This window comes from Streptomyces sp. NBC_01214 (assembly GCF_026340975.1).
Taxonomy (GTDB): domain Bacteria; phylum Actinomycetota; class Actinomycetes; order Streptomycetales; family Streptomycetaceae; genus Streptomyces.
The window spans coordinates 975,277-1,001,015 of sequence record NZ_JAPEOS010000001.1 but is presented as its reverse complement, the minus strand read 5'-3'; the positions used below and the strand labels follow the sequence as shown (position 1 = coordinate 1,001,015).

Below are 25,739 nucleotides of genomic sequence, written 5' to 3'. Positions count from 1 at the left end.
GGATCGGGTCCCCGGTTATTTCACCCCTCCGTGTGACCTGCCTCACGGGCGTGTCCACGTTCGGCCTCTCCCGACGCGCGGGCGCGCCGCGCCCGTCGGAGGGTGATCGAACAGAGCGCAGACCGGGCAGGGCCGGCTGCCGCGGACCCGAAGGCGATCTCCATGCCGCAGACCCGCCACCGGATACGCAGACCACGCCGCACCAGCGCGTACATCGGCCTGACCGCGCTGGCCCTCGGCGTCACGGCGACGGCCAGCGGGGGCATATCCAGCCGCGGCAACTCGGCGGCCGGAGCGGTGGCCACGACCGTCGAATCGGCTCTCGCGCCCTGCCGGATCGCGGGCACCATGGGCGTGCAGATGTCCGAGGGCATGCCGACCCCGCCCGGGTACTCGCGCTCGACCGGCGAGATCCGGGCCCTGAACCTGATGATCGACTTCCCTGACGCCAAGGGCGAGGGCACGGCGGCGGACCGGATGGCGGAGTTCTTCCCCCAGACGGCCGAATGGTTCCGCACCAGTTCCTACGGCCGGCTGGTCTACCGGGCCGAGGCGCCGATAAAGGGCTGGTTGCGGATGCCGATGCCGTTCGCGGCGTACGGGATCGAGCGCGGGTCCGCGTACGAGCCGGGCTACCGGCAGCTCGTCGAGCACATAGCGAAGGCCGCCGACCCCGAGGTGGACTTCGCCCGGTACGACCTGATCAACGTCCTGGTCACGCCGAACGCCGGGCCGTCCGCCCTGGACACCGTCCTGTCGGTGACCTTCTCGGGCAACGGCGAGGCTCCGGTCGCCGACGGGGTGCCGCTGGCCAACACGTCCTTCGTCTACAGCCGGCAGGACGACGGCTCCGGCACCTACCAGGAGACCGGCTACCGGGTGCTCCCGCACGAGAACGGGCACGTCTTCGGGCTGCCCGACCTCTACACCTCGGACGGCGGGAACACGGTCGGGCACTGGGACATCATGAGCGAGGACTGGGGTGCCAACAACGACCTGATGGGCTGGCACAAGTGGAAGCTGGGCTGGCTGGACAGCAAGCAGATCAGCTGCGCGGCCAAGTCGGGCACCAGCGACCACACCCTGTCCCCGCTGGGGATACGGGGCGGCGGCACCAAGCTGGCCTTCGTCCCGCTGTCGGAGAGCTCCGGGTACGCGGTGGAGGTGCGGACCCTGGCCGGGAACGACGAGGCCGTCTGCAAACCGGGCGTCCTCATCTACAAGGTGGACTCCGACGTGGACACCGGACACGGCCCGATCACCGTGTCGGACAGTGCCAGCACGAGCGGCGGCTGCACCCGGCGGCCCAACGTGCACGCGGAACTCTCGGACGCGCCGTTCCGGCCGGGCGAGACCTTCACCGACGAGAAGGCGGGCATCAGCGTGTCCGTGGTGGGTGAACTGCGCAACGGCAGCTACCAGGTCCGCATCATCCGGCCGTGACCTCCCGCGGTCCGGGGACGGGCCGCCCCCGGGCCGGAGTCACGCGCCACGTGGCTCCGGCCCTTCGGCACGCCGCGTCAGCCTTCCGCGAGTGCCCGGCGCAGCACGTCCACGACGGTGGGGCGGTGCTCGTCGGCCAGCAGGAAGAAGTGGTCGCCGTCGAACCGGAGCACCCGGCACGCTCCGGTCGTGTGGACGGCCCAGTCGTCCAGCGGCTCGTGCGGGATCAGCGGGTCCGCCGTGCCGCCCAGCACGTGCAGGGGCACGTCGAGCCGTACGTCCTCGAACCCCACCGCGGCCTCCCGGCTGAGGTCGATGTCCGCCCGCAGTACGCGCGTCACGTGCGCCAGCATGTCCGGATCGTGCAGCACCCACTCCGGGGTGCCGCCGCCGTCCCGCAGCAGCCGGACGGCGTCCTCCTCGGTGGTGGCGGCGTGGGCCCGGCGCGGGGTCCGGCCGGGGACCTGCCCGCTGACGACGGCCGCCCGGCAGTGCGGGCCGAGCAGGTGCGCCGCGCGGGCGGCCAGGAGCGCGCCGAGGCTGTGCCCGAAGACCACCGTGGGCAGCGGGTCACGGCCGAGCACCTCGTCGGAGACGGAGTCCAGGACCTGGTCGAGCCGGCAGCCGGGCGGCTCGCCGAACCGGCGCTCCCGCCCGGGCAGCGAGAGCCCGAGCACTTCCACGTGGTCCGGCAGCGGCTCGACCAAGGGGAACAGGGTGTTGGGGCCGGCCCCGGAATGCGGGAACACCAGCAGCCGCGCCCGGGGCGAGGTCACCGCCTCCCGCAGCCGCAGCAGCGGCCACCACGGCACGCGCGAGGACGTCATCGTCGTCGATCCCTCCGAGCCCGTCACGGGCAGTTGATGACCTGGCCGGCGTAGGACAGGCCCCCGCCGAACGCGAAGAGCAGCACGGGCGATCCCTTCTCGATCTCACCCCGCTCGATGAGCTTGGACAGCGCCAGCGGGATGCTCGCGGCCGAGGTGTTGCCCGACTCGACGACGTCCTTGGCGATGACGGCGTTGACCGCACCGATCTTGCGCGCCAGGGGCTCGATGATCCGCAGGTTGGCCTGGTGCAGGACGACGCCGCCCAGCTCCTCGGGCTTCACGCCCGCCCGCTCGCAGACCTGGAGGGCGACTTCCGGGAGCGTCGTGGTGGCCCAGCGGTAGACCGACTGCCCCTCCTGGGCGAAGGTGTTGGACGGCGCCTCGATGCGCACGGCCCGACCCATCTCGGGTACGGACCCCCACACGACCGGGCCGATCTCCGGCTCCTCGGACGCCACGACGACCGCCGCACCCGCGCCGTCGCCGATGAGCACGCAGGTGGTGCGGTCGGTCCAGTCGACGAAGTCGGTGAGCTTCTCCACGCCTATGACCAGGGCCTTCGTGGCGGAACCGGTCCGTATGCTCTGGTCGGCCAGTGCCATGGCGTGCGGGAATCCGGAGCAGGCCGTGTTCACGTCGATGGCGGCGGGAGCCTGCGCCCCGACCGCGGCGGCCACCCGGGCCGCCGTGTTGGGCGAGCGGTCGAGCGCCGTGCAGGTGGCCACGATGACGAAGTCGATGTCGGCACCGGTGAGTCCGGCGTTGGCCAGGGCGTGCTCGGCGGCCTTCGTGGCCATGTCCGCAACGGACTCGTCCTCGGCCGCCACGCGGCGCGTCCTGATCCCGACCCGGCTCTGGATCCACTCGTCGTCGGTGTCGACCATTTGCTCAAGATCGGCATTGGTCAAGACCCTTGACGGCTGATAGTGCCCGAAGGACAGGACACGCGACCCGACCATCACTGTTCTCCTCGCTCCGTGGACCCCGCTGCGGATCCCGATTGACCGATGGTCAGACTATGCAGCGGCCCGGCCGGGACACCCCCGGATACAGGCCGTTTTCCGCCAGCACCACCCGTAGTTCAAGCCGATTCCGGCCTTTTGTATCCGCCGTGTATCGGGGAGCGCTCGACCGCCGATCGGATCGCGCGCCCGCCCCCGACGTCGGCCGCCGCGTCCGGTGCCTCCCGTATCGTTCCTTCCGGGGTCGTCGGCGGCGCGTGGGTTCGCGCCGGAGCGGCGCTTCGCCCGACCCGTACCCCGACCCGTACGAACAGGAGTCCCGCCCGTGCCCTCACCCGCCCCGGTGCCGGAATCTTTGCCTCCGGTCCGCGTGCTGCTGGTCGAGGACGACGAGCTGATGCGCCGGTCCTTCACCGTCGCCCTCGAACGCTACGGCTACCGGGTCACGGCCGCGGCCGACGGACTGACCGGACTGGAGTCCTTCCGCGACGACGACGGCTTCGACCTGCTGGTCCTGGACGTGATGCTGCCCGGCCTCGACGGCATCGGGCTGTGCCGCCGGGTCCGCGAGACCAGCCTGGTGCCGGTGCTGATGATGTCCGCCCGCGGCGACGGCCTCGATGTCGTCGCCGGCCTGGAGGCCGGGGCCGACGACTACGTGGTCAAGCCCGTGGACACGTACGTCCTGGTGGCGCGCATCCGCTCGCTGCTGCGGAGGGCGTCCTACGCGCCCGCCCCGGGCGGCGAGCCCGCCACCGGCCCGGAGGACGTACTGACCTTCGGCGACCTGACCGTCGACACCGGCGGGATGGAGGTGTTCCGCTCCGGAACACCCGTGGCGCTCACCCCCACCGAGCTGAAGCTCCTGCTGGAGTTCGCCGCCCACCCGGGCATCGTGCTGGATCGGCACACCCTGCTGCGCAACGTGTGGGAGTACGGCTGGGACGGCGACAGCCGCGTCGTGGACCTGGCCGTGCAGCGGCTGCGCAAGAAACTGGGCCGGGAGCGGATCGAGACGGTCCGCGGCTTCGGCTACAAGCTCAGGCGCTGAGGCCGGTGCACCCCCTGCGCCGGCCGTGGTGGCCGGCCCGCGTGTCCCTGCGCTGGAAGATCGCCGCGCTGGCGGCGGCCACGGCGTGCCTGGTCGCCCTGGCGGTGGGCGTCCTCGTCCACGTGTGGACCGCGATGGACGTCCGCAGCCGGGCCGAGATGGAAGCCACCAACACGGTGTACTCCGCCATGGACGTCTACCGGCGCACCGGAACGCTGGCGGGTGGCGCCGAGCTCGATCCGGCCGACCTGCCCACCGCCCTGCGCCACCCGGCCGACGACGACCGGCGGGTGGCCTACGACGGGCGCGTCGAGGGGAACCTCGGACCCAGCGTCTGGGGCGCCCAGCGGGTCGGCGGCCCGGGCAGCCCGGTGCTCGCCGTGCGGATCAACATGAGCCCGCAACTCCACGACCTGCGCCGCCTCGACGCGAGCATGGCGGTGGCCTCCCTCGTCTCGCTCGCCGCGGCACTGCCCCTGGCGGTCTACGGGGCCGGGCTGGTCGCCCGCCGGCTGCGCCGGGTCGCCGAGACCGCGGCCCGGATCTCCGCCGGGGACCTCGACGCCCGCACCGGCCCCGCCCTGGGCCACGCCCGGGGCCGCGACGAGGTGACCGACATCGCCGCCACCGTCGACCTCATGGCCGACAGCCTCGGTCGACGGCTGCGCATCGAGCGGCAGTTCACGGCGGACGTGGCCCACGAACTGCGCACCCCGGTCGGCGGTCTGCTGGCCGCCACCGACCTGCTGCCGCCCGGCGAGACGGAGGACCTGCTCCGGGCCCGCGTACGGGACCTGCGCGGCCTGGTCGAGGACCTGCTGGAGATCTCCCGGCTCGACGCGGGGGCGGAGGCGCCGGTACGCGCCCGGGTCCCGCTCGCGGCGGTGGTCGCCGAGGCGGTGGCCCGTACGGGTCTCGACACGGAGGTCCGCGTCACCGAGGCACCGCAGGTGGAGCCCTTGGAGTCGGTGGAGTCGGTGGAGTCCGTGGACAACGCGGCGACCGTGGAGACCGACCCGCGGCGCCTGGAGCGGATCGTCGGCAACCTCGTCATCAACGCGCACCGGCACGGACGGACCCCGGTGCGGGTCACCGTCGAGGGCCGGACCGTCGTCGTCCGCGACCACGGCCCCGGCTTCCCCGCCGACCTGCTGCTCGACGGCCCGCGCCGGTTCCGTACGGGCGCCGCGGAGCGGGGCGCGGGGCACGGCCTCGGGCTGACCATCGCCCTGGGCCAGGCCCGGGTGCTCGGCGCCGAACTGCGTCTGGACAACGCCCCGGACGGCGGCGCGGTCGCCACCCTGCGGCTCCCGCGCTGACCGACCGGCCGCCCCGGTCACCCGGGCCGCCCCTGCACGATTGCTACGCAACGGCGCGGAAGCCGATACACGGCGGCCCCGGTCCTGATACGTCCCCCCGACACCCTCGGCGTGCACCCCTTTCCCACCGCACCCGAAGTGGAGTCCATGTGACCGCCGACCCGTTCTCCCCCCGCCCGACGCCCGGTATCGCGGCCTCCACCACCGACCTGTCGAAGGTCTACGGCAAGGGCGACACCCGCGTGGTGGCCCTGGACCGGGTCAGCGTCTCCTTCCGGGAAGCCGAGTTCACCGCGATCATGGGTCCTTCCGGCTGCGGCAAATCCACCCTCATGCACTGCGCCGCCGGACTCGACTCCGTCAGCTCCGGCTCGGTCCGCATCGGCACCACCGAGCTGGGCACCCTGGGCGACCGGCACCTCACCGAGCTGCGCCGGGACCGGATCGGCTTCATCTTCCAGGCGTTCAACCTGCTGCCCACCCTGACCGCGCTGGAGAACATCACCCTGCCGCTGTCCATCGCCGGACGCCGCCCCGACCGGCAGTGGCTGGACCGCGTAGTGTCCATGGTCGGCCTCGCCCAGCGGCTGGACCACCGGCCCGGACAGCTCTCCGGCGGGCAGCAGCAGCGCGTCGCGGTGGCCCGGGCCCTGGCCACCCGGCCCGCGATCGTCTTCGGCGACGAGCCCACCGGCAACCTCGACTCGCGCGCCGGGGCCGAGGTCCTCGGCTTCCTGCGCGACTCCGTGCGCGAACTGGGCCAGACCGTGGTCATGGTGACCCACGACCCGGTCGCCGCCTCCTACGCGGACCGCGTCGTCTTCCTCGCCGACGGCCGGCTGGTCGACGAGATGGTGCACCCCACCGCGGACCGGGTGCTGGACCGGATGAAGCAGTTCGACGCCCGCGCCCGCACGAGCTGACCCGCCCTCTCCCCCGGTCCCGCCCCCGCCCCGTCCCGCCCCTCGCCCCGGAAGCCACTCACCCATGCTGAAAACAGCCCTGCGCAACGTCCTGGCGCACAAGGCCCGGCTGCTGATGACGGTGCTCGCCGTCACCCTCGGCGTCGCCTTCGTCTCCGGCGCCCTCGTCTTCGCGGACTCCTCGACCGCGGCCCACAGGGCCGCCCTGTCGAAGGACTACGCCGACATCGCGGTCACCGTGACTCCGAAGGACCCCCCGCCCGGCGCACCCGGCGCGGCCGGATCCGCCGAGTCCGCCGGGTCCGCCGGGTCCGCCGGGTCCGCCGGGTCCGCCGGGGACGAGCACGCCACCGTGCTCGACGACGTGCTCGCCCGCGATCTGGCCGCTCTGCCCGGCGTCGCCGCCGTACGGCCTTCCGCGGACGGCCTGGCCACCCTGAACGCCTCGGACGGCCATCCGTTGCGCACCGGCAGGGTCTGGGCGCACCGGGCGGCCGCCTACGTCTCCGGCGCCGACGGCAAGGACGGCCGCCACCCGCTGACCGAGGGCCGCGCCCCCCGCAACGGCGAGGAGATCGCCGTCGACAGCGGCACCGCCGCCGCCGGCCGGTTCCGCATCGGCGCGGAGATCACCCTGGCCACGGACGGCCCGGCCATGACCAAGCGGCTCGTCGGCATCGTCACCACCCGGGACACCCGGGTGACGGCCGGCGGCACCCTCGTCCTGTTCGACAGGGCCACCGCACAGCAGCTGTTCGCCTCCCCGGGCCGCTACACCTCGATCGACCTGTCCGCCGCACCCGGCACCGACACCGCCGAACTCGCCCGTCGGGTCGCCGCCCGGCTCCCCGCCGGCCGGGCCGAGGCCACCACCGGCACCGCCCAGGCCGCCCAGCAGGCCGTCCTCGTCGACACGCTCACCCGCGGCAACGAGAAACTGTCGCTGGTCTTCGCCGGGGTCGCCCTCTTCATCGGGTCGTTCCTGATCGTCAACACCTTCACCATGCTCGTCGCCCGGCGCACCCGTGAGATCGCCCTGCTGCGCGCGATCGGTGCCACGCGCCGCCAGGTCGTGCGCACCCTCCTGTGGGAGGCCGTCCTCCTCGGCCTCGCCGCCTCGGCCCTCGGTTTCCTGCTGGGCCTCGCCATCGCCTCCGTACTGCCGGAGGTCCTGAGCACCACCGGGGAGCCGCTGCCCCGCGGCCCCCTGGTGATCGGCCCGCTGCCCGTGGCGGCCGCGCTCGCCGTCGGGGTGGGCGTCACCGTGCTCGCCGCATGGCTGCCGTCCCGCAAGGCGGCGCGGATCGCACCGGTCGAGGCCCTGCGCACGGCCGAACAGCCGCCCACCGCCACCGCGTCCCGGGTCCGCGGCGCGGCCGGCGCCCTGCTGCTCGCCCTCGGCGCCGGACTGCTGTTGTCGCTCGCCGGGGCGAAGGACGCCTCCGAGGAGAACCTGCAGAGCGCGATGTTCGGCTGCGCCCTCCTCGTGATCGCCGTGATCGTGCTGGCGCCGCTGCTCGCCGTCCCCGTGATCCGGCTGAGCGGTCGGCTGACCGGCCGCCTCGGGATCGCCGGTCACCTCGCCCACCGCAACGCGCTGCGCGACCCGCGGCGCACCGCCGCCACCGCCTCCGCCCTGATGGTCAGCACGGCCCTGGTCGCCGGGCTCGCCGTCATCGGCCACTCCACCGGGCAGGCCCTCGACCGCCGGGCCGCGGCCGGCCTCAGCGCCGACTACGTGATCAGCACCCACACCTCGTCGGCCGGCATCGAACCGGCCGCCGTACAGCGGGTGACCACCGCCCCCGGCGTACGGACGGCGACCGCCGTCACCGACTCCACCCTCTACATCGGCAGTGGCGTCCGCGAGATCTCCGGGGTCGACCCGGCCGCCGTCCCGTCCGTCATGGAGCTGGACTTCGTCAGCGGCTCCCTGAAGGACCTCGCGCCGGGCCGCATCGCCCTCTCCAGCACCCTCGCCCGCGAGAACGGGGTGCGCGCCGGCGACCGGATCGACGCCCGGATCGGCGGCCCCGGCCAGGACCGCGCCCCGTACACGGTCGTCGGCGTCTACGAGGACAACCCCACCGCCCGGGACGCCCTGGGCGCCCGCACCGAGGTCCAGCGGGGGAGCCTCGACCCCGGCTCCGTCCAGCGCGTCCTCGTCCGCACGGACAGCGGCGCCGACGGCGCCGCCACGAAGGACCGCCTGCGCACCGCCACGGGCAACAACCCGCTGCTGCGGGTCCAGGACCGGCAGGAGCTGGTTCAGGAGGCCGCCGGTTCCCTCGGCACCCTGCTGACCCTGACGTACGGTCTGCTCGCCATCGGCGGCGTGATCGCCGCCCTCGGCATCATGAACACCCTGGCCATGTCGGTGTCGGACCGCACCCGCGAGATCGGCGTCCTGCGCGCCATCGGCATGGACCGCGCCGGCATCCGTCGGACGATCCGCCTCGAATCGCTGACCGTGGCCGGCTTCGGGACCCTGCTGGGCCTGGCGGCCGGCCTGTTCGGGGCCTGGACGGTCGGCGCCCTGACCAACGGCGCGCTCAAGGACTACTCCCTGGCCCTCCCCTGGGGCACGCTGCTCCTCGTCTGCCTGACCTCCCTCGCCACGGGCGCGGTGGCGGCCGCCCTCCCGGCCCGCCGCGCAGCGGCCCTGAGCCCCCTGGAGGCCGTCGCCGAACTGTAGGGGTCAGGCCCGCTCCCAGGGCACGGGATCCGGGCGGCGGTACCACCACCGGCCGAACCGGTCCCGCCCCGGGGGCCGGCCCGTCAGCTCCTCGACGAGGCTCCCCGACGGGTCCTCCTCCGTCGCCCGGACGAACCGTAGGTCCAGCCCCGCCACTGCGACGTCGAGCAGCCGGCGCACCTCGGGCGGCAGTCGGGCGCCGCCGATGCGGGCGAGCTCGTCGCGGGCTTCGAGGCGTTCGCGGTAGAGGTCGGCCGGATACCACCCCGAGGGCGCCCAGCCGGACTCCATCTGCACGACGACCCGTTCCCACACGGTCAGAGCGCCCTCCAGGGACGGGTGGGGCCCGTCGTCGGGCCACAGCCGTGCCGCCGAGGCCACGAAGGCCTCGGCCACCGGGGCCGGCGGCCGCTGCTCCCGGACGATCTCGGCGAACCGCTCCACGACCGCCCGGGGCAGCTGCGGGACCGGCGCCTCCGCGCTGTCGACCGTGAACAGCGGGGGCTCGTCGTCGGACAGTTCGAGCCGGACCCGGGTGACGAGGCCCTCCGGCGTCGCCGCCCAGTAGGCGCTCGGATACGCCTCCTCGGCGGGGAACAGGACGGTCGTCCCGGCGGCCCTCGCGAACCTCGCGGCGACCTCGGACTCCGGTGGCCGATCGGCGACCTGGTCCTGGGCGTAGAGGTCCAGCGACCGGGTCAGGTCGCCGGCGACCGCTGCGTACGTGCACAGGACGGGGGCGGCCCAGTTCCGCAGTTCGGGGTCGGCGTCGGCCTCGGCCACGCCGACGTCACCGGCCGCCACGCCGAAGCACCGGGCCAGTGCGGCGGCCATGGCCTCGGGGGCGAGGGCGTCGACGGTGAGCAGGTTGTAGCCCGTGGGCACGGTCCGGTCGGCCCCTCGTCAGTTCTGCGGGCGCTGTCCCAGCGCGATGTCCGTGTCCTTGCCGCCCCATCCTTCGGGGGTCCGCCAGATGACGTGGACGCCGAAGACGTCGCGGACGGTTTCCGCGGACCAGTCCTCGGCCGGGGGTTCGGAGAGGACCAGGTAGAGGCCGTCGGCCCGCACGGTCAGGGTGTGGTTGATCTCCAGCAGGCGGGTGGCGCCCGAGCGGAGGTCCGCGTACGCCGAGCGGCCGGAGCCCAACGCCTCGTAGAGGAAGAGTCCGCGGCCGGTGGCGCAGCTGACGTCGACGACGGGCGAGTCGGTCGGCTGGAGGTCGGCCCAGAGGAGGTCCGACTTCAGGGCGTGGCGGACCGACTCGTGCTTCTTGCACGTCCGGTCGGCGTCGGCCGACGCTTCCAGCGCGCGCAGGAAGCCTTCCTTCGTGGTCGAAGCCGGCGCGGTCGTGTCTTCCGCGAGGGTCATCTGCTCTACGTCCTTCTGCTCGGGCTGCGGTGGGGCGGGGACGGGGGCGGCGGCTTCGATGGTCGTCGTGTCGTCGGGGTCCGGGGCCCGTTCCGGTTCCGGGTGCGGGTCCGGGTGCGGGGCCGGGTGCGGGTCCGGGTGCGGGTCCGGGTCCGGGTCCGGGTGCGGGGCCGGGTCCGGGTCCGGGTCCGGTTCCGGGTCCGGTTCCGGGTGCGGGTGCGGGTGCGGGGCCTGTGGGGCCGGGTCCGGAGCCGCGTCGGCGGCAAAGCGGTCCTGGAGCGCCCGGCGCGCCTCGGCCAGGGTGTCCGTCCAGCCCGAGGCCGTCAGGTGTTCCCGGAGCCGGCCGGCGTCCAAGGTGCGCTCCTTGAGCGCGCGGTTGGCACTGGCGGCGAGGTCGCGCAGCACGCCCAGCCGGTCCCGGTCCGGCGAGCCGAACAGGTGGAGCACGTCGACCCAGTCGGCCTGGTCCCTGCGAAGGACGCGGTTGGCCATCCCCTGTAGCTCGGAGAGCCTGCCGCGGGCGTCGGGAACGTCCCCGTCGTTCTCGGTCAGCTCGCGGAGCACGTCCAGTGCCGCGAGGTAGCGGCCCGCCATCCGCGGCGAGACGGGCGACCGGCCCCGCTGGTCGGAGGTGAGGACCGTCTGGTTCGTCTCGTTGGCGAACACCCAGCAGTCCAGCTTCTCGCCCCGCCGCGGGGGAACCGATCCGTGGCGGACGGTGAGGACCAGGGGACGGTCGAAGTCGGGGGTGAGGGCTTTGACCTTGTAGCGGCCGCCGGGGGCCTGGTCCACGACCTCGACCCGCACGTCGGAGCCGATCCGGGGAAGCCGGACCACGGCCACCTCCTCTGCCTCTCCCTCTACCTCTACCTCCGCCTCTCCTTCCGCCGCCTGCACCGCGACCGTGGCCTCGGGGGCCGGCGCCGCGGAGCCGTCCCCGGGGCGCGTGAGGACGTCCGGCAGCGGGGCGGTGTGCAGAACGGTCAGGCTCTGGGTGCTGCGGGTCAGGGCCACGTACAGCTGTCGCAGGCCCGCGGGACCGCGGTCGGCGATGGTGGCCGGCTCGATGACCAGGACGTGGTCGTACTCCATGCCCTTGGCCTGGGCGGCGGCCAGGACGGACACGGCGGCGCGGTGCCGGTCACCGATGTCCCCGCCCCCGTCGACCCTGCGACTGATCGCGTCGAGCCAGTCCGAGTCGTCGGGGACGATGACGGCCACCGATCGGAGGGATGTGCCGTCACTGGTGCCGACGAGGCGCGTCACGTGGGCGACGGTGTCGTCGAGGAGCTTCCACGGCTCGGTCGCCACCGTCCGTACGGCGTCCTCGCCCGCCTCGCGCACGGCCTGCGGGTAGGGCAGGGTCGGTGCGATCTCCCGGGCCAGGGGGGCGACGAACTCCATGATCTCGGCGGGCACGCGATAGCTGGTGTGGAGCTCGGCCACCCGCCAGTCGCCGTGGTCGGAGAGGACCGTGCCGAGGCGGTCCCAGCTCGCCGGGACGTGGGGTCCCGTCGCCTGCGCGAGGTCACCCAGGACGGTCATGGAGCCGCCCACGGCGCAGCGCCGCCGCAGGGCACGGGCCTGCATGGGCGTGAGGTCCTGTGCTTCGTCGGCGACGATGTGCCCGTAGCGGCTCGGGGTCTCCCCGCTGATGAGGACCCGGAGCTCTTCGAGGCAGACGTGGTCGTCGAGGGTCCAGGGATCGGCGTCGGCGCTGGCGGCACGGGGCCGGAGCAGGGCCGCCTGCTCGCCCCCGTCGAGGATCCCGTCGGCGCAGGCGTGCAGGAGGTCGGACGAGTCGTAGAGGGTGCGCAGGGCCTCCCTGGCGCCCGGGGACGGCCAGACCCGTTCGATGAGGCGCTCGACCCGACGGTTGCGCTCCAGGTCGCGGCGGATCGTACCGGCCTGCCCGCGTCGTGGTGCGATGTCGGAGAGCTCCTGGAGGAGGCGGTCGACGAGCAGGCCGCGGAAGCGGTCGCGGCGCTCCCGGTAGGGGCCGTCGCCCTCGTGCGCCTGGTCGAGGAGGGCGAGGACCTCGGACCGCGGTACGCGCAGGGTCGTGCTACCGGCGGGCACGACGATCGCGGGCTCGTCGCCTTCGAAGGAGGGCGCGACGACGAGGTCGTCGAGTGCTTCGGGGCGGTAGTCGTTCTCCACGCGGCGGCGCAGGACGGCCGCCATGCGCTCGTCGGACTTCACGAGCCGCGCCCGCGGGGAGTCCGCGCCGAGTATCTCGCCGTCCCACAGGCGGCTGAGCTGGACGGCGTTGACGTCGCGGGTGCCAAGGGTGGGCAGGACCTGACCGACGTAGTCGAGGAACCGCTGGTGGGGGCCGATCACCAGGATGTCCTGGGCCTTGAAGTGGTCGTTGTTGACGAGCCAGGTCACGCGGTGGAGACCGACCGCGGACTTGCCGGTGCCCGGGCCGCCCTGCACGACGAGTATGTCGTTGGGAGAACCGGTGACCAGCTCCATCTGGTCGCGCCGGATCGTCTCGACGATGTCGCGCATGCGGCCGCTGCGCGACCGCTGGAGCTCGCGCAGCAGGAAGTCGTCCGGCTGGAGCGTCTTTCGGCGCTGCCGGCGGACGACGTCGCCGGGGGTCGGGGACGGCTGCGCCTGCGGATCGGTCGCGGGTGCGGGGGTGGGGGTGGGAGTGGGGGTGGGTACGGGAGTGGGATCGGTCGTGGGTACGGGTACGGGTACGGGAGCGGTCGCGGGAACCGGTACCGGCGCCGGAGCGGCGGCCGGCGCTGCGATGTCGTCGAAGTAGCCCTCCACGATCCGCTGGACGCAGCGCAGTTGGCGCCGCAGCGTCACCTCACCCGGGCTCTCGGGCCGGGCGTCCAGCCACTTCCGCGCCAGGGGGCTGGTCCACTGCAGGACCACCGGCTCGTTCGAGGCGTCCCACACGACCCGCCGTCCGACGTACCAGGGACGGGGGTCCGTGCCGGGCTCCTCCGGCGCGTCGACCCGGGCGAACACCAGGGCCTCGTCGCCGAGTCCTCCGTACGAGGCGGCGCGCGCCTCCGCCTCGATCCGGTTGGCGATCCCGTCCTTGCCGCTCGCCGAGGCCGTGGCGGTCGACGTTCCGCTCATCTCGGCGAGTCGCGCGGTGTAGCAGTCGTACGCGTGGTCGACGGCGCGCTGCTCGACGGCGAGGTCCTCGCCCCGAGTGGTGGTGCTCATGTGCGTCCTCCCTGCGGCGTCGAAGGGACACCGCTACGGGCCTGCGCCCGTACCCCGCTGAAACAACTATCAGAGAGCGGGTGGTGACGAACATTCAGTACATGAGTTCTAGGTCCGAGCCTCAGAGCCAATGCACCGAGGGGGCGCGCAGCGCGAGCGCGGCGGCGTACCCCGCGGGGGCCGGCAGGTCGGTGAGGGACCAGTGCGGGCGGACGGAGTCGGCGTCCGGGCCCGTCCCCAGATAGCTCAGGTGGCCTTCGTGCCCCAGTCCCGCGCCGGTGCCCTTGAGATGAGCCTCCTTGCGCGCCCACAGGCGGGCGAACGCAGCAGGGCGACCGGCCTCGGGGAGCGCGGCGAGTTCGGCGCTCTCGTCGGGGTGGAAGAACTCCTCGCTCTGCGCGACCACCCGCGCCGCCGGCAGGGCCTCCACGTCCACCCCGACCGGTGTGGACGCGCAGGCCACGAAGACCGCATCGCGGCTGTGCGACAGGGAGAAGTGGGCGCGGCCGCCCACGAGGACCGGCCGCCCGTCCGGGCCGCCGCACTCGGGGCAGGCGTCGCGGGCCATCACCAGATCGCGCGGCGCGGTGTCGAGGAGGGCGCCCAGCAGCAGCCTCAGCGTCACATGCGCGACCAGATAGGAGCCGCGGTCCTGGGGGCGCACGAACCGGTCGGCGCGACCGCGCTCGGCCGCGTCGAGCACGTCGGGGGCGAGGCGCTCCGCGAACGGGGCCTGCGTCGCGGCGTCCACGAACCGCACCAGCGCCTCGCCGCGAGCGGGTAGCCGGTGCGCCCCGACCGGCTGGTCGAGCCGCAGCACGATGGAGCCGAGGCCAGCGGGTGTGATCATCCGGAAATCCTATCCAACGGCCGTTTCGGTTCCCTGCGGTTCGGGGCGCGGACGCGGGGGGGGGCGCACCGGACTCACACCTGTGACGACCCGCTGTCAGCGGGCCGGGCCGGGCCGCGACGGCGCCGGACCAGCGCGTAGGCCCCCGCGGCGGCCAGTGCGACAGCCGCGCCGCCGACCAGCCAGGGAGTCCACCCCGTGGCCAAGTGCCACGTTCCGTCCCGGCAGGAGGCGCGGGTCGCGTCATCGATCTGGGCCACCCGGTAGCGGGCCCAGACCTCGTCCTTGCCCACCCAGCGGACCTCGTACAGACCCGGCTCGGCATCGCAGCGGATCGTCGCGGTCGCCGTCACGACGGCCTTCACCCCGCGCATGACGGGCCGGCCGGTGAAGCCCCGCGAGGTCAGGGGCTCGTCGTAGCCCATCACCGTGGCCGTCGGCGTCACCTTGTCACCGGGCTGGAACGTCCGCACGTCCCAGGGTGATTGCGGCCAGGAGTCATCAGCGGGCCACTGCTCCTCCACCTCCTCCGGGGGAAGGGCCGCGACCTTCCCGGGGCAGGCCGCGCGTTCGGCCCCGTCGATGTCGACGACCTTGACGGTCACCCAGGAGGCGCCGTCGCCGCCGTGGCCGTCGGCCGGCCCGCCTTCGGACTCGGGCATCGCCCTCCCGACCGGGTAGACGCCTGGAGGGGTGTCACACGCCACGGTGGCCACGGCGGTGATGGCCGGATGGTGCATCCTCAGCGTCCCGTGCTGGACGAAGGCCTTGGAGATCCCCCAGTCCCCGATCCACCCCGGCAGGTACGGGGGTGCCGTGAACGTCAGGCGCTCACCGGGACGCGCGGTCAGTTGGTCCCCGTCGGACAGCGGGGCGGGCGGATCCGCGGCCTGCGCCGCGAAGGCACTCGGCGCGGGCGCCATCATCAGCAACAGCGCCAGAGCGGTGGCTCCGCCGATCCTCGTCCCCGCCGCGAGCATGCGTCCCCCTTTTCGTACCGTTCAGATCCAGTTGCCCCAGCCGAACGTGGCGATGTAAGCCCGCCGGACGGCGTCCCCACCGCGACCGCCGCCGAGGCCGATCACTGCCAGCGCAAGAACGAACCAGGCCGTGAAGGAAGCAGCAACGATCAAGGTCCAGCCGAGGCCTGCGGAAATGGCAACGACGATCAAGGCGACGACCGTCACCCCCAGGCCCCAATGGGCTGCGGGAAGGTCGGCGCGCAGCGCCTCGCGCACGGAACGGCGCACTTCTTTGATGTCCCGGCTGTACGAAGAAGGAGCCGAACCGTCGCCGTTCTCCGGCTCAGAGTCGTACTCCACGAGTAGCCCCCCTGTAGATCCCCCGGCAGCACGAGCAGCCTATACCGCACCATGATCACGACCAGCGTCGACTTTCCGCCACGTTCTCCCCGGCGGGCGGGGCACGGTCAACCACCCGTGATTACGGCAAGAACGATGCATACGAGCATGGCCACGCTGCAGATGTCAGCCACCCAGGCTCGCGTGTAGTGCCGGACAACAGGAGACTTTCCCCCTCAGATCTCGCCGCTCCGCACGTCTTGCGTTGATCTGAGCCACAGCCCGGTCCGTAGAGCCGACGAAGTGGTCGATGAGGGAGCCGGCAAATCCGACGGCGCCGATTTCGACGGCCTGCGTCGTGGTGACGGTCTGGGTTCCCCGTCGTCGGATTCGACCTTGGCCACATATCGATAGGGAACGTCATGGGTGAACACCGGATTCACCACGGACACCCCCTTCTCATCGAGCACGATGCGCGACCCGGCGATCCTCCGGATGAACGCCGTCCCGCCCAGCGTTGCGGCCATGACGCTGAGTGCGTCCTCGTCGGGCCCGCTCCCCGCCATGCTCACCCAAGCCACCAGGGCAAACGCTCCGAGCAACGTGGTGAAGAACAGCGACAAGACGACAAAGGACTTCCGCCGCAGGACGGTCCGACGCTCAGGCACGACTACGCCCTTCCTGGGTTCGCTCTGCCCGCCAGGTCCCCCTGGCGGGACACGCCGTCTTGCCGTCACGACCGTTCCACCACGGGCCGCATCAGAGCGCAGAGAGAACCGGATTGCGGAGCATGGCACCGAGCCCGGCCATCTCCACGAGAGCAATGGCACCAAACACCCTCATGTCAACTCCGTCCATGTGCCAAGCGGAAACGTCCTTCCGCGCTAGCACTTCTCCAGACCCATCCCGAACCGAAACCTTCCCCCATTTGACGCAGAATTCGATTGCGGAATCTGCGGAGGAGAACTTTATGGACCGCTTGGAAGAGAAGAGTGACGACGCCCCGACGACTGCGACTGAACTGTCGAGCAGCGTCCCTTGCACGCCATGGGCGACCTGGCGGTTCATCGCGTAACCCGGCGGCGCACACCCTCGCATCTCAGCAAGATCCCGTCCGTCGAGCCGAACCTTCCAGTCCTCAAGGACCCCACCGACTGCCGAGCTGATGGAGGGGACGCTCGAACGGCACCTATAGAGGGCGAGGATGCCGAGCTGGGTGCCAATTTGCATACACTCCGTCCCGTCATGGATCGGCCCGATCCAGCGGAGGCGGCGAACAAGGAGCCGTTTATCAAATTGAACCTTCAATTGACATCCCCTCCCGGGGTCGGAGCGACGGCTATCAGTCAAAGTCAGCCGGGTTGGGAACACGCAAGTACTGGCCAACAGTGTCACAATCGGCGTCATAGCACAGGAATCGGAGTTCCTCCCCTTCCAGGGTTCTCGAATGAGGCGCCGAGGAATCCGCTTAAAGCAAACGTCGCCATCGCCCCTAGTCAACCTTCCGTAGACGAAGCCCCACACCCCGTTTACGGCCTTCCAGGCCAACCGGCACGGGACGGCAGAAATCATCCCGCCAGCAACGGCCTCTGCCCGCCGACCGACCCTTCGAGAAACCACGGCCCCCGCCGGCACCGCTTCCGCCTTCCAGAGCTTTGATGATCCCCGACGCATTTCTTCGGTTCGCCTCCTGGGAGTTATTGCGTGCATCACAGCGAGGGTGATCTCATGCATACATGACCTATGAGAATTGCGTGACGCGCACCCACATCACCGCGTGGAACGAGCGGGCACTTCCGACCGGATTGATTCCGGTAAGATTCGTCGCCGTCCTACGAGGCTCCTTGCTCCCCATCTCGATCTGGCTCGGAGTCGCCGCCTTCACCTTCTTCGTCTACAACCCAGTGGTCACATTAATCGAAGGAGGACTCTTCCTGGCCTGCTTCCTGTTCAGCTTCAATCGCCGACGGAAATCACACAGCATGAAATGCAGCACCTACGGCGCAGTGGGCGGCGTATTCAAAGAGTCGATGGCAGGATTCTAACCCTCCCTGCCAAGCGTGACCGCTCCGTCCAACAAGTGGAAGCGGTCCGCCGGTAGACCCGACCGACGGACCGCCAAGAATCCACGCCTTACTGAAGTGCCCTCATCGGCCACTCATGCCATCTGACTGATGTTGCTTTCGGGCATCATTGATCGCTTGGACCTGCGCCGTCACACGAACATTCTGCTCGCGGCGGGCCGTGTAGCCGGCCAGTCCGTCCAGTGAAACAGACCGGCCGCCTTTCAGTCTCACCACTGGGACGGCGGACGTAACGATGCTCCCGCCACGAAGCTCGCAGGTGACGTCCTCGATCGCCGCCCAAGGGATTTTCTTCCAGGCGATGATTCCAAGGTACTTGACCCCTGAGCTGTCGACCCATGCCATGCAGAGCGCGGCTCTTACGGAAACCAATAGACCAATGGCGAGGAACATGGCGACCGTGAGCGGCGATTCGCTCCAGAGCCCTTCGGTGGCACCGGAGTACCCCACGAAGAGGAGAATGAGACCGATTCCACACACGAGGATGTTCCAACCGCTACGGAACGTCACTCTCCTCTTCATTGGCGTTTCCTTTAAGAGTTAGTTCACGAGCAGCTGCGGGTGAAATCGAACCTTCATTTGACATCCCCCTCCCGGGATCGGAACGACGGCCATCAGTCGAAGTCAGCAGGGTTGGGAACGCGCAGGTACTGGACAACAGTGTCACAATCGGCGTCATAGCACAGGAATCGGAGTTCCTCTCCTTCGGGCGTTCGATACCGCAGGAGCTGCATCCCTGGCCGCCAATGGCTATTACGTGAGATCCGGCCACCCTCTGGCACTCGAATGAGGCGCCGAGAAATCCGCTTGAAGCAGACGCCGCTATCGTCCCTAGTCAACTTTCCGTAGACGAAACCCCGCACCCCGTTTCCGGCCTTCCAGGCCAACCGGCACGGGACGGCAGAAATCATCCCGCCAGCAACAGCCTCTGCCCGCCGACCGGCCCTTCGGGAAACCACGGCCCGCGCCGCAGCGCCGCCAGCCCACCCGACCAAAACCAGGGCGACTAACTCGATGACAAATTCCACGCCCATCCTCCTCATCGACCTTCAACAGCAGGTGACCAAAGTTATTGACAGCAGTCAAGTAAACCATCCAACCCAAGCCGCACTGAGCATCTCGACGGACCTGAAGGGATCACGGCATATGGAAATGCCGCTGCCCGACGTTCCGTCGGGCAGCGGCATTTCCCGAGCCTAACCCCTTAAGGTCAACCTAGAAGAGGTTTTTCATGTAATTGACTACCCTTCCACGCATGCCGGCGAAGTCGGTCCTGGCGAGACCGGCAAATAGCGGGTCAGAAGCCCCTCGAGTAGTGAGTCCGGCGCCAGCGATCCCTTGCTTGGGGCCGAGCAGCACACCAAAGAAGACCCCTCGGCCGAACGTAGCCCCACCGATCATCCCCATCACCTCTGCTTTCGCAGTGGGCAGAAGGAACTGGGTGGCCCCTCGAGCTCTCTCCTCTTCGGATGCAACTGCCATATGGGCACCCAATCCAGCAGTGAACAGTGCAGCCGCTCCGACCAAGAACAACCCGCCACCACACACCACGGATGCGATACAAGCCGCAGTTCCCGCAGCTGCAAGGAATCCGATCCCGAGACTTACACCCTTATGCTTCCGCCAGTCCGAGTCCCCCAGAGTGACGTTCCATGCACCACGGAAATCACCGGACTTCAGGTTGGCGATGAACCCCTTCTTTTGCGGCTTCTTCTCCACCTTGGGCGAAGTTCCGGACCAGCCACGGTTGGAGGGCTTGCACCCGGGGTCTTTTCGGCAGGCGTAGTTGTTACGGATCTTCCGCTCGACGTAGGTGCGGTCGAGCGTGCCGCCGGCGATGGCGACTTCCTTCTCGTAGCTGTAGCCGTAGTCGTAGGGGTTGGATCCGTTGGTGCACTTGTACATGGCGCTCTGGCACTCGGGGAGGGCCTTGCCCGTCGGATCCGACTCCGTCAGCGGGCTGTTGTTGCCGTACTGGTAGCCGTTGTGCTGGCGCGGGTCGTCGACGACCATCAGCGGGTCCACCGAGATGAACCGGCCGATGAGCGGGTCGTATTCGCGGGCTCCGAGATGGGTGAGGCCGGTGCTCTTGTCTTGCGTGCCTCCGACGAAGCCGCGTTCGCCGGGCCACGCGGCCGGCGCCGCTCCGCGGTCCTCGCCGAACGGCTTGGTCGCGCGGCGTTGGACCTGGAGGGTCGCAGCGTCGACCGTGGTGGTGCCGGTGTTGTGGTGGTCGGCGGCGATGTACGCGATCTTGCCGTCGGAGGTGCGGACGATGGTGGTCCCGCCGGGGGTGGAGTAGTAGCGGGTGCCGGACACCGTGTCCGCGGCGGTGTTGAGGGTGAGTTCGTTCGAACCGAGGTAGAGCGTGGTCTTCCCCGGGTCCTTGCGCAGCAGCCTGTTGCCATTGGCGTCGTAGAGGTAGCTGGACGTGCCGGCAGCGGTGGTGGCCGAAGCGAGTTTGCCCTCGGGCGTCCAGGTCAGCTTCTGACCGGTGTCCGTGGCGTCAGGGCGCGTGAGCGTGTTGCCCGCCGCGTCGTAGGTGGTGGGCTTGGTGACGGACGGGCCCGCGCCCGTGGTCCTGGTGGTGGAGGTCGGGGCGTGCGGGCGCGGGGAGCCGGGCGCCGGGTAGGTGTGGGTCGTGGTGACGGTCTTGGCCGTGTCACCGGCCGGATCGTGGTCGGTGGACGAGGTGCGGTTGCCGGTCACGTCGTAGGTGAAGGACTGGTGGTACGGGGCGAACCCGCCGATCTTGCCGGGCTGGGGTGCAGCGTTGGTGCAGCCTCCGATACCGGGGACGGACGGCCCGGGCTGGGTCGTGGTCGTGCCGGTGTCGGTCCAGGCCTGGGTCAGGCGGCGCAGGTAGTCGTGCGTGAAGCATTGGGTCTCGCGTCCGGCGCCCTGGGTGCTGGTCACCGAGGTGACGTCGCCGACCGGGTTGTAGGTGTAGTCGGTGATGTCGACCGGGCTGCTCGAATCCTGCTTCTTGAGCTGGGTGTTCAGCAGACGCCCGGTGGCGGGGTCACGGGTCTGGGTGAAGCTCACCTGACGCGGGTCGTCGCCGAAGGTCGTGCGCTTCACCAAGCCGAACTCGTCGTAGTCGGTGAAGTTGACGTAGTCGACGTTGTCCGATCCGTAGGAGGTGGGCAGACCGTTGGCGTTGCGGCCGGTGTAGAGGCGCTCCTGGGGCAGACCGCCCATGGCGGGCAGGGTGGTGCGGCGCTCCAGCCCGGTGATGGGGTCGTACGTCGTCTCCGAGGTGTAGGTGCCGGTGAGGGCGCCTTCCCCGGCGGGGACGGTCAGCTTGGTTCCGGTGGACCGGTAGCCGACGTCGTAGCTGGTGGTTTCCTGCCGCCAGGGCTTGCCGTCCACCCAGCTGGTGGTGGCCGTGGGCTGGCCGGGGAGCAGCGTGTCGTACTCGTAGGTGGCCAGTTTGGTGCCGTCGGCGGTGTTCAGGTTGCGGGAGGTGGGGCGGCCCAGGACGTCGTAGCTGGTGAAGATCTTGGTGCCCCGGGCGTCCTCGGCGGATACGGGACGGTCGGCGTCGTCGTACGTGAGGGTCGAGGCGCCCTTGTCGGGGTCCACCGAGCGGATCTGACGGCCCCGGAGGTCGTACGCGTAGCTCCAGGCGTTGCCGGCCGGGTCGGTGATCCCGGTCAGTTTGCCGTCGGTGTTGTACGCGTACCGGGTGGCGTCGAAGTCGCCCTCGGGCTTGGTCCCCTTGTACTTGCGCCGTTCGGCCGTGTGCCCGAGGGCATCGGTGAGGACGCTGCTGGCCGTCTCCCCCTTCGGCGGGGTGGTGTCGGTGCGGTCGGCACCGGGGTAGGCGGTGGTGGTGCGCCACTGCTCGATCGCCTTGGACGAGAAGGTCTTGGCGACCGGACGGCCGAGGCCGTCGTAGAGGGTGCCGTTCTGGGCCGGAACCATGTTCTCGTCGGGGATGAAACGGGTCTTCACCGGGTCGGACGTGGCGTTGACGTAGGACTCGTTGGTCTTGAAGGCACGGCCGTGGCTGTCGTAGTACGTGTCCGCGATCAGGCGGGTGGTCGCCGCTCCGTTCTGCGGGGTCGACTGGACCTGGACCTGCTGTCCGAACGCGTCGAAGATGGCGATGGACGTCGCGTACGACTGGTTCGCGCGGAGCGTTTGTGTGGTGACGGAGCTGGCGGCGGTGTTGGTGAGGTCGTACGTGAAGGTCTTGCTGGCGCTCGCGCCGCGTGCGCGGCCGGGCAGCCAGACGGCCGTGGTCCTGCCGAGCGGGTCGTAGGTCAGCTCCGTGGTGCGGTCGTTCTGGTCCACGGTCTTGACCGGCACCGCGCGCAGCGGGTGCAGGGTGGTCGTGGTGGTCCAGTTCTTGGCGTTGGTGACCTTGACCGTGGTGGCGGATGCCGGTGCGGCCGGCTCGTACACCGTCGTGGTCTTGGCGCCGGCGGCGTCCGTGGCACTGGTGACACGGCCGTAGGCGTCGTACGTGGTGCTGCCCTTCAGGCTGTACTTCGGCTGGCCGGCCTCGAAGCGGTCCAGTTCCTCGGTGCTGGTGACCTGGCCGGCGCCGGTGAGGGTGCCGTGGGGCTGGCCGTCGTAGTACGTGCGGTTGCGGCTGAGGGTGTTCGCCTCGGTCGCGGTGGCGGCGCAGTCGCTGCCCTGCGTTTCGACGGTTTCGGACACGCGGTCGAGCATCCAGGCCGCCGTGTTCCGGGCGTAGGACGTCACGGTGCAGGTGTCCGGGAAGCCGTCCGCCCGGTCCAGGTTCGAGAGCTCCATGCCGTACGTGTCGTCGTACTTCACGGTCTCCGAGGTGGTCTGCCACGTCTTGTCGGCGCGCAGCTTCTTCTCCTGGGAAGAGCCCTCGCGCTGCATCTGTGCCGTGAGCGCGGGAAGCTTCGTACCGCGGCTGTGCGTGGCGGTGGCGGCGGAGAGCCACGGCTCCTTCTTGACCACGGTGACGAGTTCGCCGCCGTCGGATGCGAAGGTCTGGGTTTCGCGGACGGTGCCGGCGAACGGGTTGCTGTCCTTGACCGCGCTGCCCGTGAGGCCGGTGAAGGTGGCGGTGCGCTTGGTGCCGTCGGCCTTGACGTCACCGTCCATGCCGCGCAGGTAGAACGTCGCGGTCTTGGAGACGGCGTCGGGGGCGGTACCGGCGCGGGTGATGACCTGCTCGTAGCCGCGGAACTGGTTCCAGGTGCGGCGCTTGTCCTCGGTCAGTTCCTCGTCGTCCCGGTGCCAGGCGGCGCCGCCGACGTACTCGTAGCGCGTCTCCTGGGGGCGGGAACCGCCGAAGGGGTCGAGTTCGGTGACGCGGGTGACGACGTACTTGTGGAACCAGTCCAGGGTCGGATCGTTCGGGCTCTTGTCGTCCGGGTTCCAGTAGACCGGGTAACAGCGGGTGGTGTTGGCGTCCTTCGAGGACGGCAGGCCAGCGCCCGGCGCGCAGTCCGGGTCCGCGTATCCGACGTCGATGACCTGGCCCGTTTCGGACGTGATGCCGACGATGCGGCGTCGGTTCATCGCGGGCCTGTTGTCGGAACTGGAATCGACGCGGTTGTTCCTCAATTGGCCGGTGAAGGTGATGGGCTTGGTCTCGAACGTGGCTTCGCCGTCATGACCGGTGCGGGTCAGCGAGGCCAGCCACAGGGCGGGCGCCGTGTGGTCTTCCGGGTTGGGGAACTCGTGCTTGAGCTCGTAGAGGTCGACGTCGTCGTAACCGCCGCTGGTGTTCAGGACCTTCGTAGTGATCTTGGTGAGGCGTTTGGTGGTCCAGAACGTGGCGGAATAGTTCTCGCAGGTGCCCGTGCTCGCGCAGTTCTGGTCGAAGGGGACGTCGGGCCACTTCGTCGCGTTGGCCTTGGTCAGCTTGGCCGGGGCGCAGTCGAAACCGTCCTTTTCCGGAAGGCAGCGCTCGGACGTACCGAAGACCACCTGGGCGGTCGGCTTGACGGTGTCCGCGTCGGTCAGCTTCGAACCATAGGTGATCTTGGCGAGGTTGCCGCCACGGATGTACGGGGTGAGATCACCCTTGGGCGTCGCCTCCGACGCTCCGCGCTTGTAGTGGTTGGTCTCCGTGTCGTACCAGTGGGTGATCACCCCGCCGCGCGGGTCGACGACGAAGTCGAGGTTCCAGCGCCAGGCCTGCTGGCACCAGGACGCGGCGAAGGTGGACTGGTGGCACTCCTCGCCGGCGTTGTTGCCGTAGACCGGTGTGGTCCAGGCGGAGTTGGTCGGCGGGGCGGTGGTGCTGCCCGGCTTGCGGCCCACACCGAAGTAGTACTGGGTGCCGTCCGCAGTGGTCACCTTCCAGTACTCGCCGTTGTTGTCGCCGTTGGCCGCGCCGGTAAGCCGCTCGACCTTCGACGCGTCGTCGTCCTCGAGCCGCCAGTCGCCGGTCGCGTCGTTCCGCACCAGGGCCGAGGACTTGCCGTTCAAGGAGAGGACGGCGTTGTGGCCGGCCAGGCACTGCTCGCTCGATTCGGCCTGACCGTCCTTGGCGCACGGCTTGAAGACCCGTTCGACGAAGCCGGGCGAGTAGTCCCAGCCCTCACCGACCCACGAGGCCTGGTTGTTGGTGGCAGCGGTACGGCCGTCAACGGACTGGGAGCTGTAAGCGAGGGAGACGGTGGGCTTGGCGCCGCCCAGCCCGTCGGGCACCGCGATCGGGTACGACCAGGAGAACCCTCCCCCGCTCCCGCCGCTGGCCCACTTGCCCGAGGGCGCCAGGCTGGTGGCCGCGTACGTACCTGCGGGGCCGCCCGGGGCAGCCGACGCGGCGATCACGGTCGCCCCGCCCGGGCCGCCCGAGGCGCCGCTCGCACGTGCACCGCCCTGTGCGGAGGCTCCGCCGAGGGCCACCTCCGCGCTGAGCAGCCCGGCACGGTCGCCGTCCCGGGCGGTCTGCAGCGGCGTCTGCGTACGGCACTCGGCGCGCTCGGGAGTGGTCAGCGCACACGCGGGAAGGGCGACGAGGCGGGCTCGGGAGAGCCAGTCGCCGCCGAAGGCCCCCGCGATGAACGAGACGTCCACCGAAACCTTGACCGGGCCGCCCTGCACCGTTTCCCCGGCCGGCCGGACCGCGAGCAGCAGGCCCTGGACGCCAGCCTTCTCCGCGGCCGAGCGGTCCGTGAGCTGTACGGCGGCCTTGCCCGTGCGCGGCGCGTCCTTGGCAGGGGCCGGAGTCACCCAGACGGGAGCAGCGCCCGCGCGGCTCGGGTCAGCAGCGGGAGCCGCCGGGACGTCGGAGGGGGCGGGCGCCCTGAGGAGCGAACCTCGGGGAGGGGCGGGGCGCGCGGCGCCCAGATCCACCTCGGCCTCCGAGGCGGGTGGCCAATACACGTCCTTCGGGCTCCAGGCCCTCGCCCCGTCGCCTTTCGGAGCCTTTGCGTCCGATTTCGGGGCGCTCTTTCCGGGGACCGATTCCGTTTTCTTTAACACCTCTGGTGACCAGCGGCTTTTCTCTTTGGGCTGCCACTGCGCAGCCTGGGCGGTGCCCGAGCCGACGACCAGCGAGAGAGCCACCAACACCGGGACTGCAACGCCCTGTTTGATCTTCGAGTTTCTTCTTAATGGCCGAAATCCAGCCGCTGGTACCGACACGGCATTCCCCCCAAGGTCGCCGAGTGGATCAATTGGCCTGGGAGCCTAGCGTGTTAGCAAATCGCAAAATGCAGAGCAATTCGGACAAGGCGTGCCCCACCGACGCGCCCACCCCGCAAAGATGTCCGAAAAGA

At 70.6% G+C, this 25,739-nt stretch carries 16 protein-coding genes; 6 read left to right on the top strand and 10 right to left on the bottom strand.

What is annotated here, in order from left to right; all coding sequences use genetic code 11:
* Positions 1-162: 162 nt before the first annotated feature.
* Positions 163-1,443, top strand: a complete 1,281-nt coding sequence (locus tag OG594_RS04865) for a M6 family metalloprotease domain-containing protein (protein ID WP_266595504.1) — start codon at positions 163-165, stop codon at positions 1,441-1,443.
* 77 nt (positions 1,444-1,520) lie between these two features.
* Here OG594_RS04865 and OG594_RS04860 read toward each other — a convergent pair whose 3' ends face one another.
* Together OG594_RS04860 and OG594_RS04855 are read right to left on the bottom strand one after the other, a co-directional pair.
* Positions 1,521-2,270, bottom strand: a complete 750-nt coding sequence (locus tag OG594_RS04860; RefSeq protein WP_266595502.1) for a thioesterase II family protein — start codon at positions 2,268-2,270, stop codon at positions 1,521-1,523.
* A 23-nt stretch (positions 2,271-2,293) separates the two neighbouring features.
* The gene (locus OG594_RS04855; RefSeq protein ID WP_266595500.1) at positions 2,294-3,232 is read right to left on the bottom strand and encodes a beta-ketoacyl-ACP synthase III; all 939 of its coding nucleotides are present in this window, start codon (positions 3,230-3,232) and stop codon (positions 2,294-2,296) included.
* A gap of 346 nt (positions 3,233-3,578) precedes the next feature.
* Here OG594_RS04855 and cseB point away from each other — a divergent pair, with 346 nt between their 5' ends.
* The 4 genes from cseB to OG594_RS04835 all read left to right on the top strand — a co-directional run bounded on the left by cseB (position 3,579) and on the right by OG594_RS04835 (position 9,223).
* On the top strand, positions 3,579-4,286 hold the full coding sequence (cseB, locus tag OG594_RS04850; protein WP_266595498.1) for a two-component system response regulator CseB: 708 nt from the start codon (positions 3,579-3,581) through the stop codon (positions 4,284-4,286).
* A gap of 41 nt (positions 4,287-4,327) precedes the next feature.
* A complete protein-coding gene (locus OG594_RS04845) occupies positions 4,328-5,605 on the top strand; it encodes a HAMP domain-containing sensor histidine kinase (protein ID WP_266595496.1) in 1,278 nt (425 codons plus the stop codon).
* A gap of 149 nt (positions 5,606-5,754) precedes the next feature.
* Positions 5,755-6,528, top strand: a complete 774-nt coding sequence (locus OG594_RS04840) for an ABC transporter ATP-binding protein (protein ID WP_266595494.1) — start codon at positions 5,755-5,757, stop codon at positions 6,526-6,528.
* 64 nt (positions 6,529-6,592) lie between these two features.
* The gene (locus OG594_RS04835; RefSeq protein ID WP_266595492.1) at positions 6,593-9,223 is read left to right on the top strand and encodes an ABC transporter permease; all 2,631 of its coding nucleotides are present in this window, start codon (positions 6,593-6,595) and stop codon (positions 9,221-9,223) included.
* Between the two features lie 3 nt (positions 9,224-9,226).
* Here OG594_RS04835 and OG594_RS04830 read toward each other — a convergent pair whose 3' ends face one another.
* The 6 genes from OG594_RS04830 to OG594_RS04805 form a co-directional block, all read right to left on the bottom strand.
* Positions 9,227-10,108 (bottom strand): hypothetical protein, encoded by an 882-nt coding sequence (locus tag OG594_RS04830; RefSeq protein ID WP_266595490.1) that lies wholly within the window; start codon positions 10,106-10,108, stop codon positions 9,227-9,229.
* Positions 10,109-10,126: 18 nt separating this feature from the next.
* Positions 10,127-13,783: an ATP-binding domain-containing protein gene (locus OG594_RS04825; RefSeq protein WP_266595488.1), complete on the bottom strand. Its 3,657-nt coding sequence runs from the start codon at positions 13,781-13,783 to the stop codon at positions 10,127-10,129.
* A 121-nt stretch (positions 13,784-13,904) separates the two neighbouring features.
* The gene (locus OG594_RS04820) at positions 13,905-14,633 is read right to left on the bottom strand and encodes a 4'-phosphopantetheinyl transferase superfamily protein (protein ID WP_266595485.1); all 729 of its coding nucleotides are present in this window, start codon (positions 14,631-14,633) and stop codon (positions 13,905-13,907) included.
* A 74-nt stretch (positions 14,634-14,707) separates the two neighbouring features.
* On the bottom strand, positions 14,708-15,613 hold the full coding sequence (locus OG594_RS04815; RefSeq protein WP_266595483.1) for a hypothetical protein: 906 nt from the start codon (positions 15,611-15,613) through the stop codon (positions 14,708-14,710).
* Between the two features lie 21 nt (positions 15,614-15,634).
* Positions 15,635-15,955: a hypothetical protein gene (locus tag OG594_RS04810; RefSeq protein WP_266595481.1), complete on the bottom strand. Its 321-nt coding sequence runs from the start codon at positions 15,953-15,955 to the stop codon at positions 15,635-15,637.
* A 215-nt stretch (positions 15,956-16,170) separates the two neighbouring features.
* Positions 16,171-16,602, bottom strand: coding sequence for a hypothetical protein (locus tag OG594_RS04805; RefSeq protein ID WP_266595479.1), 432 nt, complete (start codon positions 16,600-16,602; stop codon positions 16,171-16,173).
* Between the two features lie 1,068 nt (positions 16,603-17,670).
* Here OG594_RS04805 and OG594_RS04800 point away from each other — a divergent pair.
* Positions 17,671-17,979 (top strand): hypothetical protein, encoded by a 309-nt coding sequence (locus OG594_RS04800; protein WP_266595477.1) that lies wholly within the window; start codon positions 17,671-17,673, stop codon positions 17,977-17,979.
* A 102-nt stretch (positions 17,980-18,081) separates the two neighbouring features.
* Here OG594_RS04800 and OG594_RS04795 read toward each other — a convergent pair whose 3' ends face one another.
* A complete protein-coding gene (locus OG594_RS04795) occupies positions 18,082-18,528 on the bottom strand; it encodes a hypothetical protein (protein WP_266595475.1) in 447 nt (148 codons plus the stop codon).
* A 705-nt stretch (positions 18,529-19,233) separates the two neighbouring features.
* A complete protein-coding gene (locus OG594_RS04790; RefSeq protein ID WP_266595473.1) occupies positions 19,234-25,191 on the bottom strand; it encodes an RHS repeat-associated core domain-containing protein in 5,958 nt (1,985 codons plus the stop codon).
* Positions 25,192-25,739 lie beyond the last annotated feature (548 nt).

Excerpts from the sequence above, each read along its gene's own strand:
- OG594_RS04865 (WP_266595504.1), top strand. The coding sequence starts at position 163 with ATGCCGCAGACCCGCCACCGGATACGCAGACCACGCCGCACCAGCGCG.
- OG594_RS04860 (WP_266595502.1), bottom strand. The coding sequence starts at position 2,270 with ATGACGTCCTCGCGCGTGCCGTGGTGGCCGCTGCTGCGGCTGCGGGAG.
- OG594_RS04855 (WP_266595500.1), bottom strand. The coding sequence starts at position 3,232 with ATGGTCGGGTCGCGTGTCCTGTCCTTCGGGCACTATCAGCCGTCAAGG.
- OG594_RS04835 (WP_266595492.1), top strand. The coding sequence starts at position 6,593 with ATGCTGAAAACAGCCCTGCGCAACGTCCTGGCGCACAAGGCCCGGCTG.
- OG594_RS04825 (WP_266595488.1), bottom strand. The coding sequence starts at position 13,783 with ATGAGCACCACCACTCGGGGCGAGGACCTCGCCGTCGAGCAGCGCGCC.
- OG594_RS04820 (WP_266595485.1), bottom strand. The coding sequence starts at position 14,633 with ATGATCACACCCGCTGGCCTCGGCTCCATCGTGCTGCGGCTCGACCAG.
- OG594_RS04815 (WP_266595483.1), bottom strand. The coding sequence starts at position 15,613 with ATGCTCGCGGCGGGGACGAGGATCGGCGGAGCCACCGCTCTGGCGCTG.
- OG594_RS04800 (WP_266595477.1), top strand. The coding sequence starts at position 17,671 with ATGACCTATGAGAATTGCGTGACGCGCACCCACATCACCGCGTGGAAC.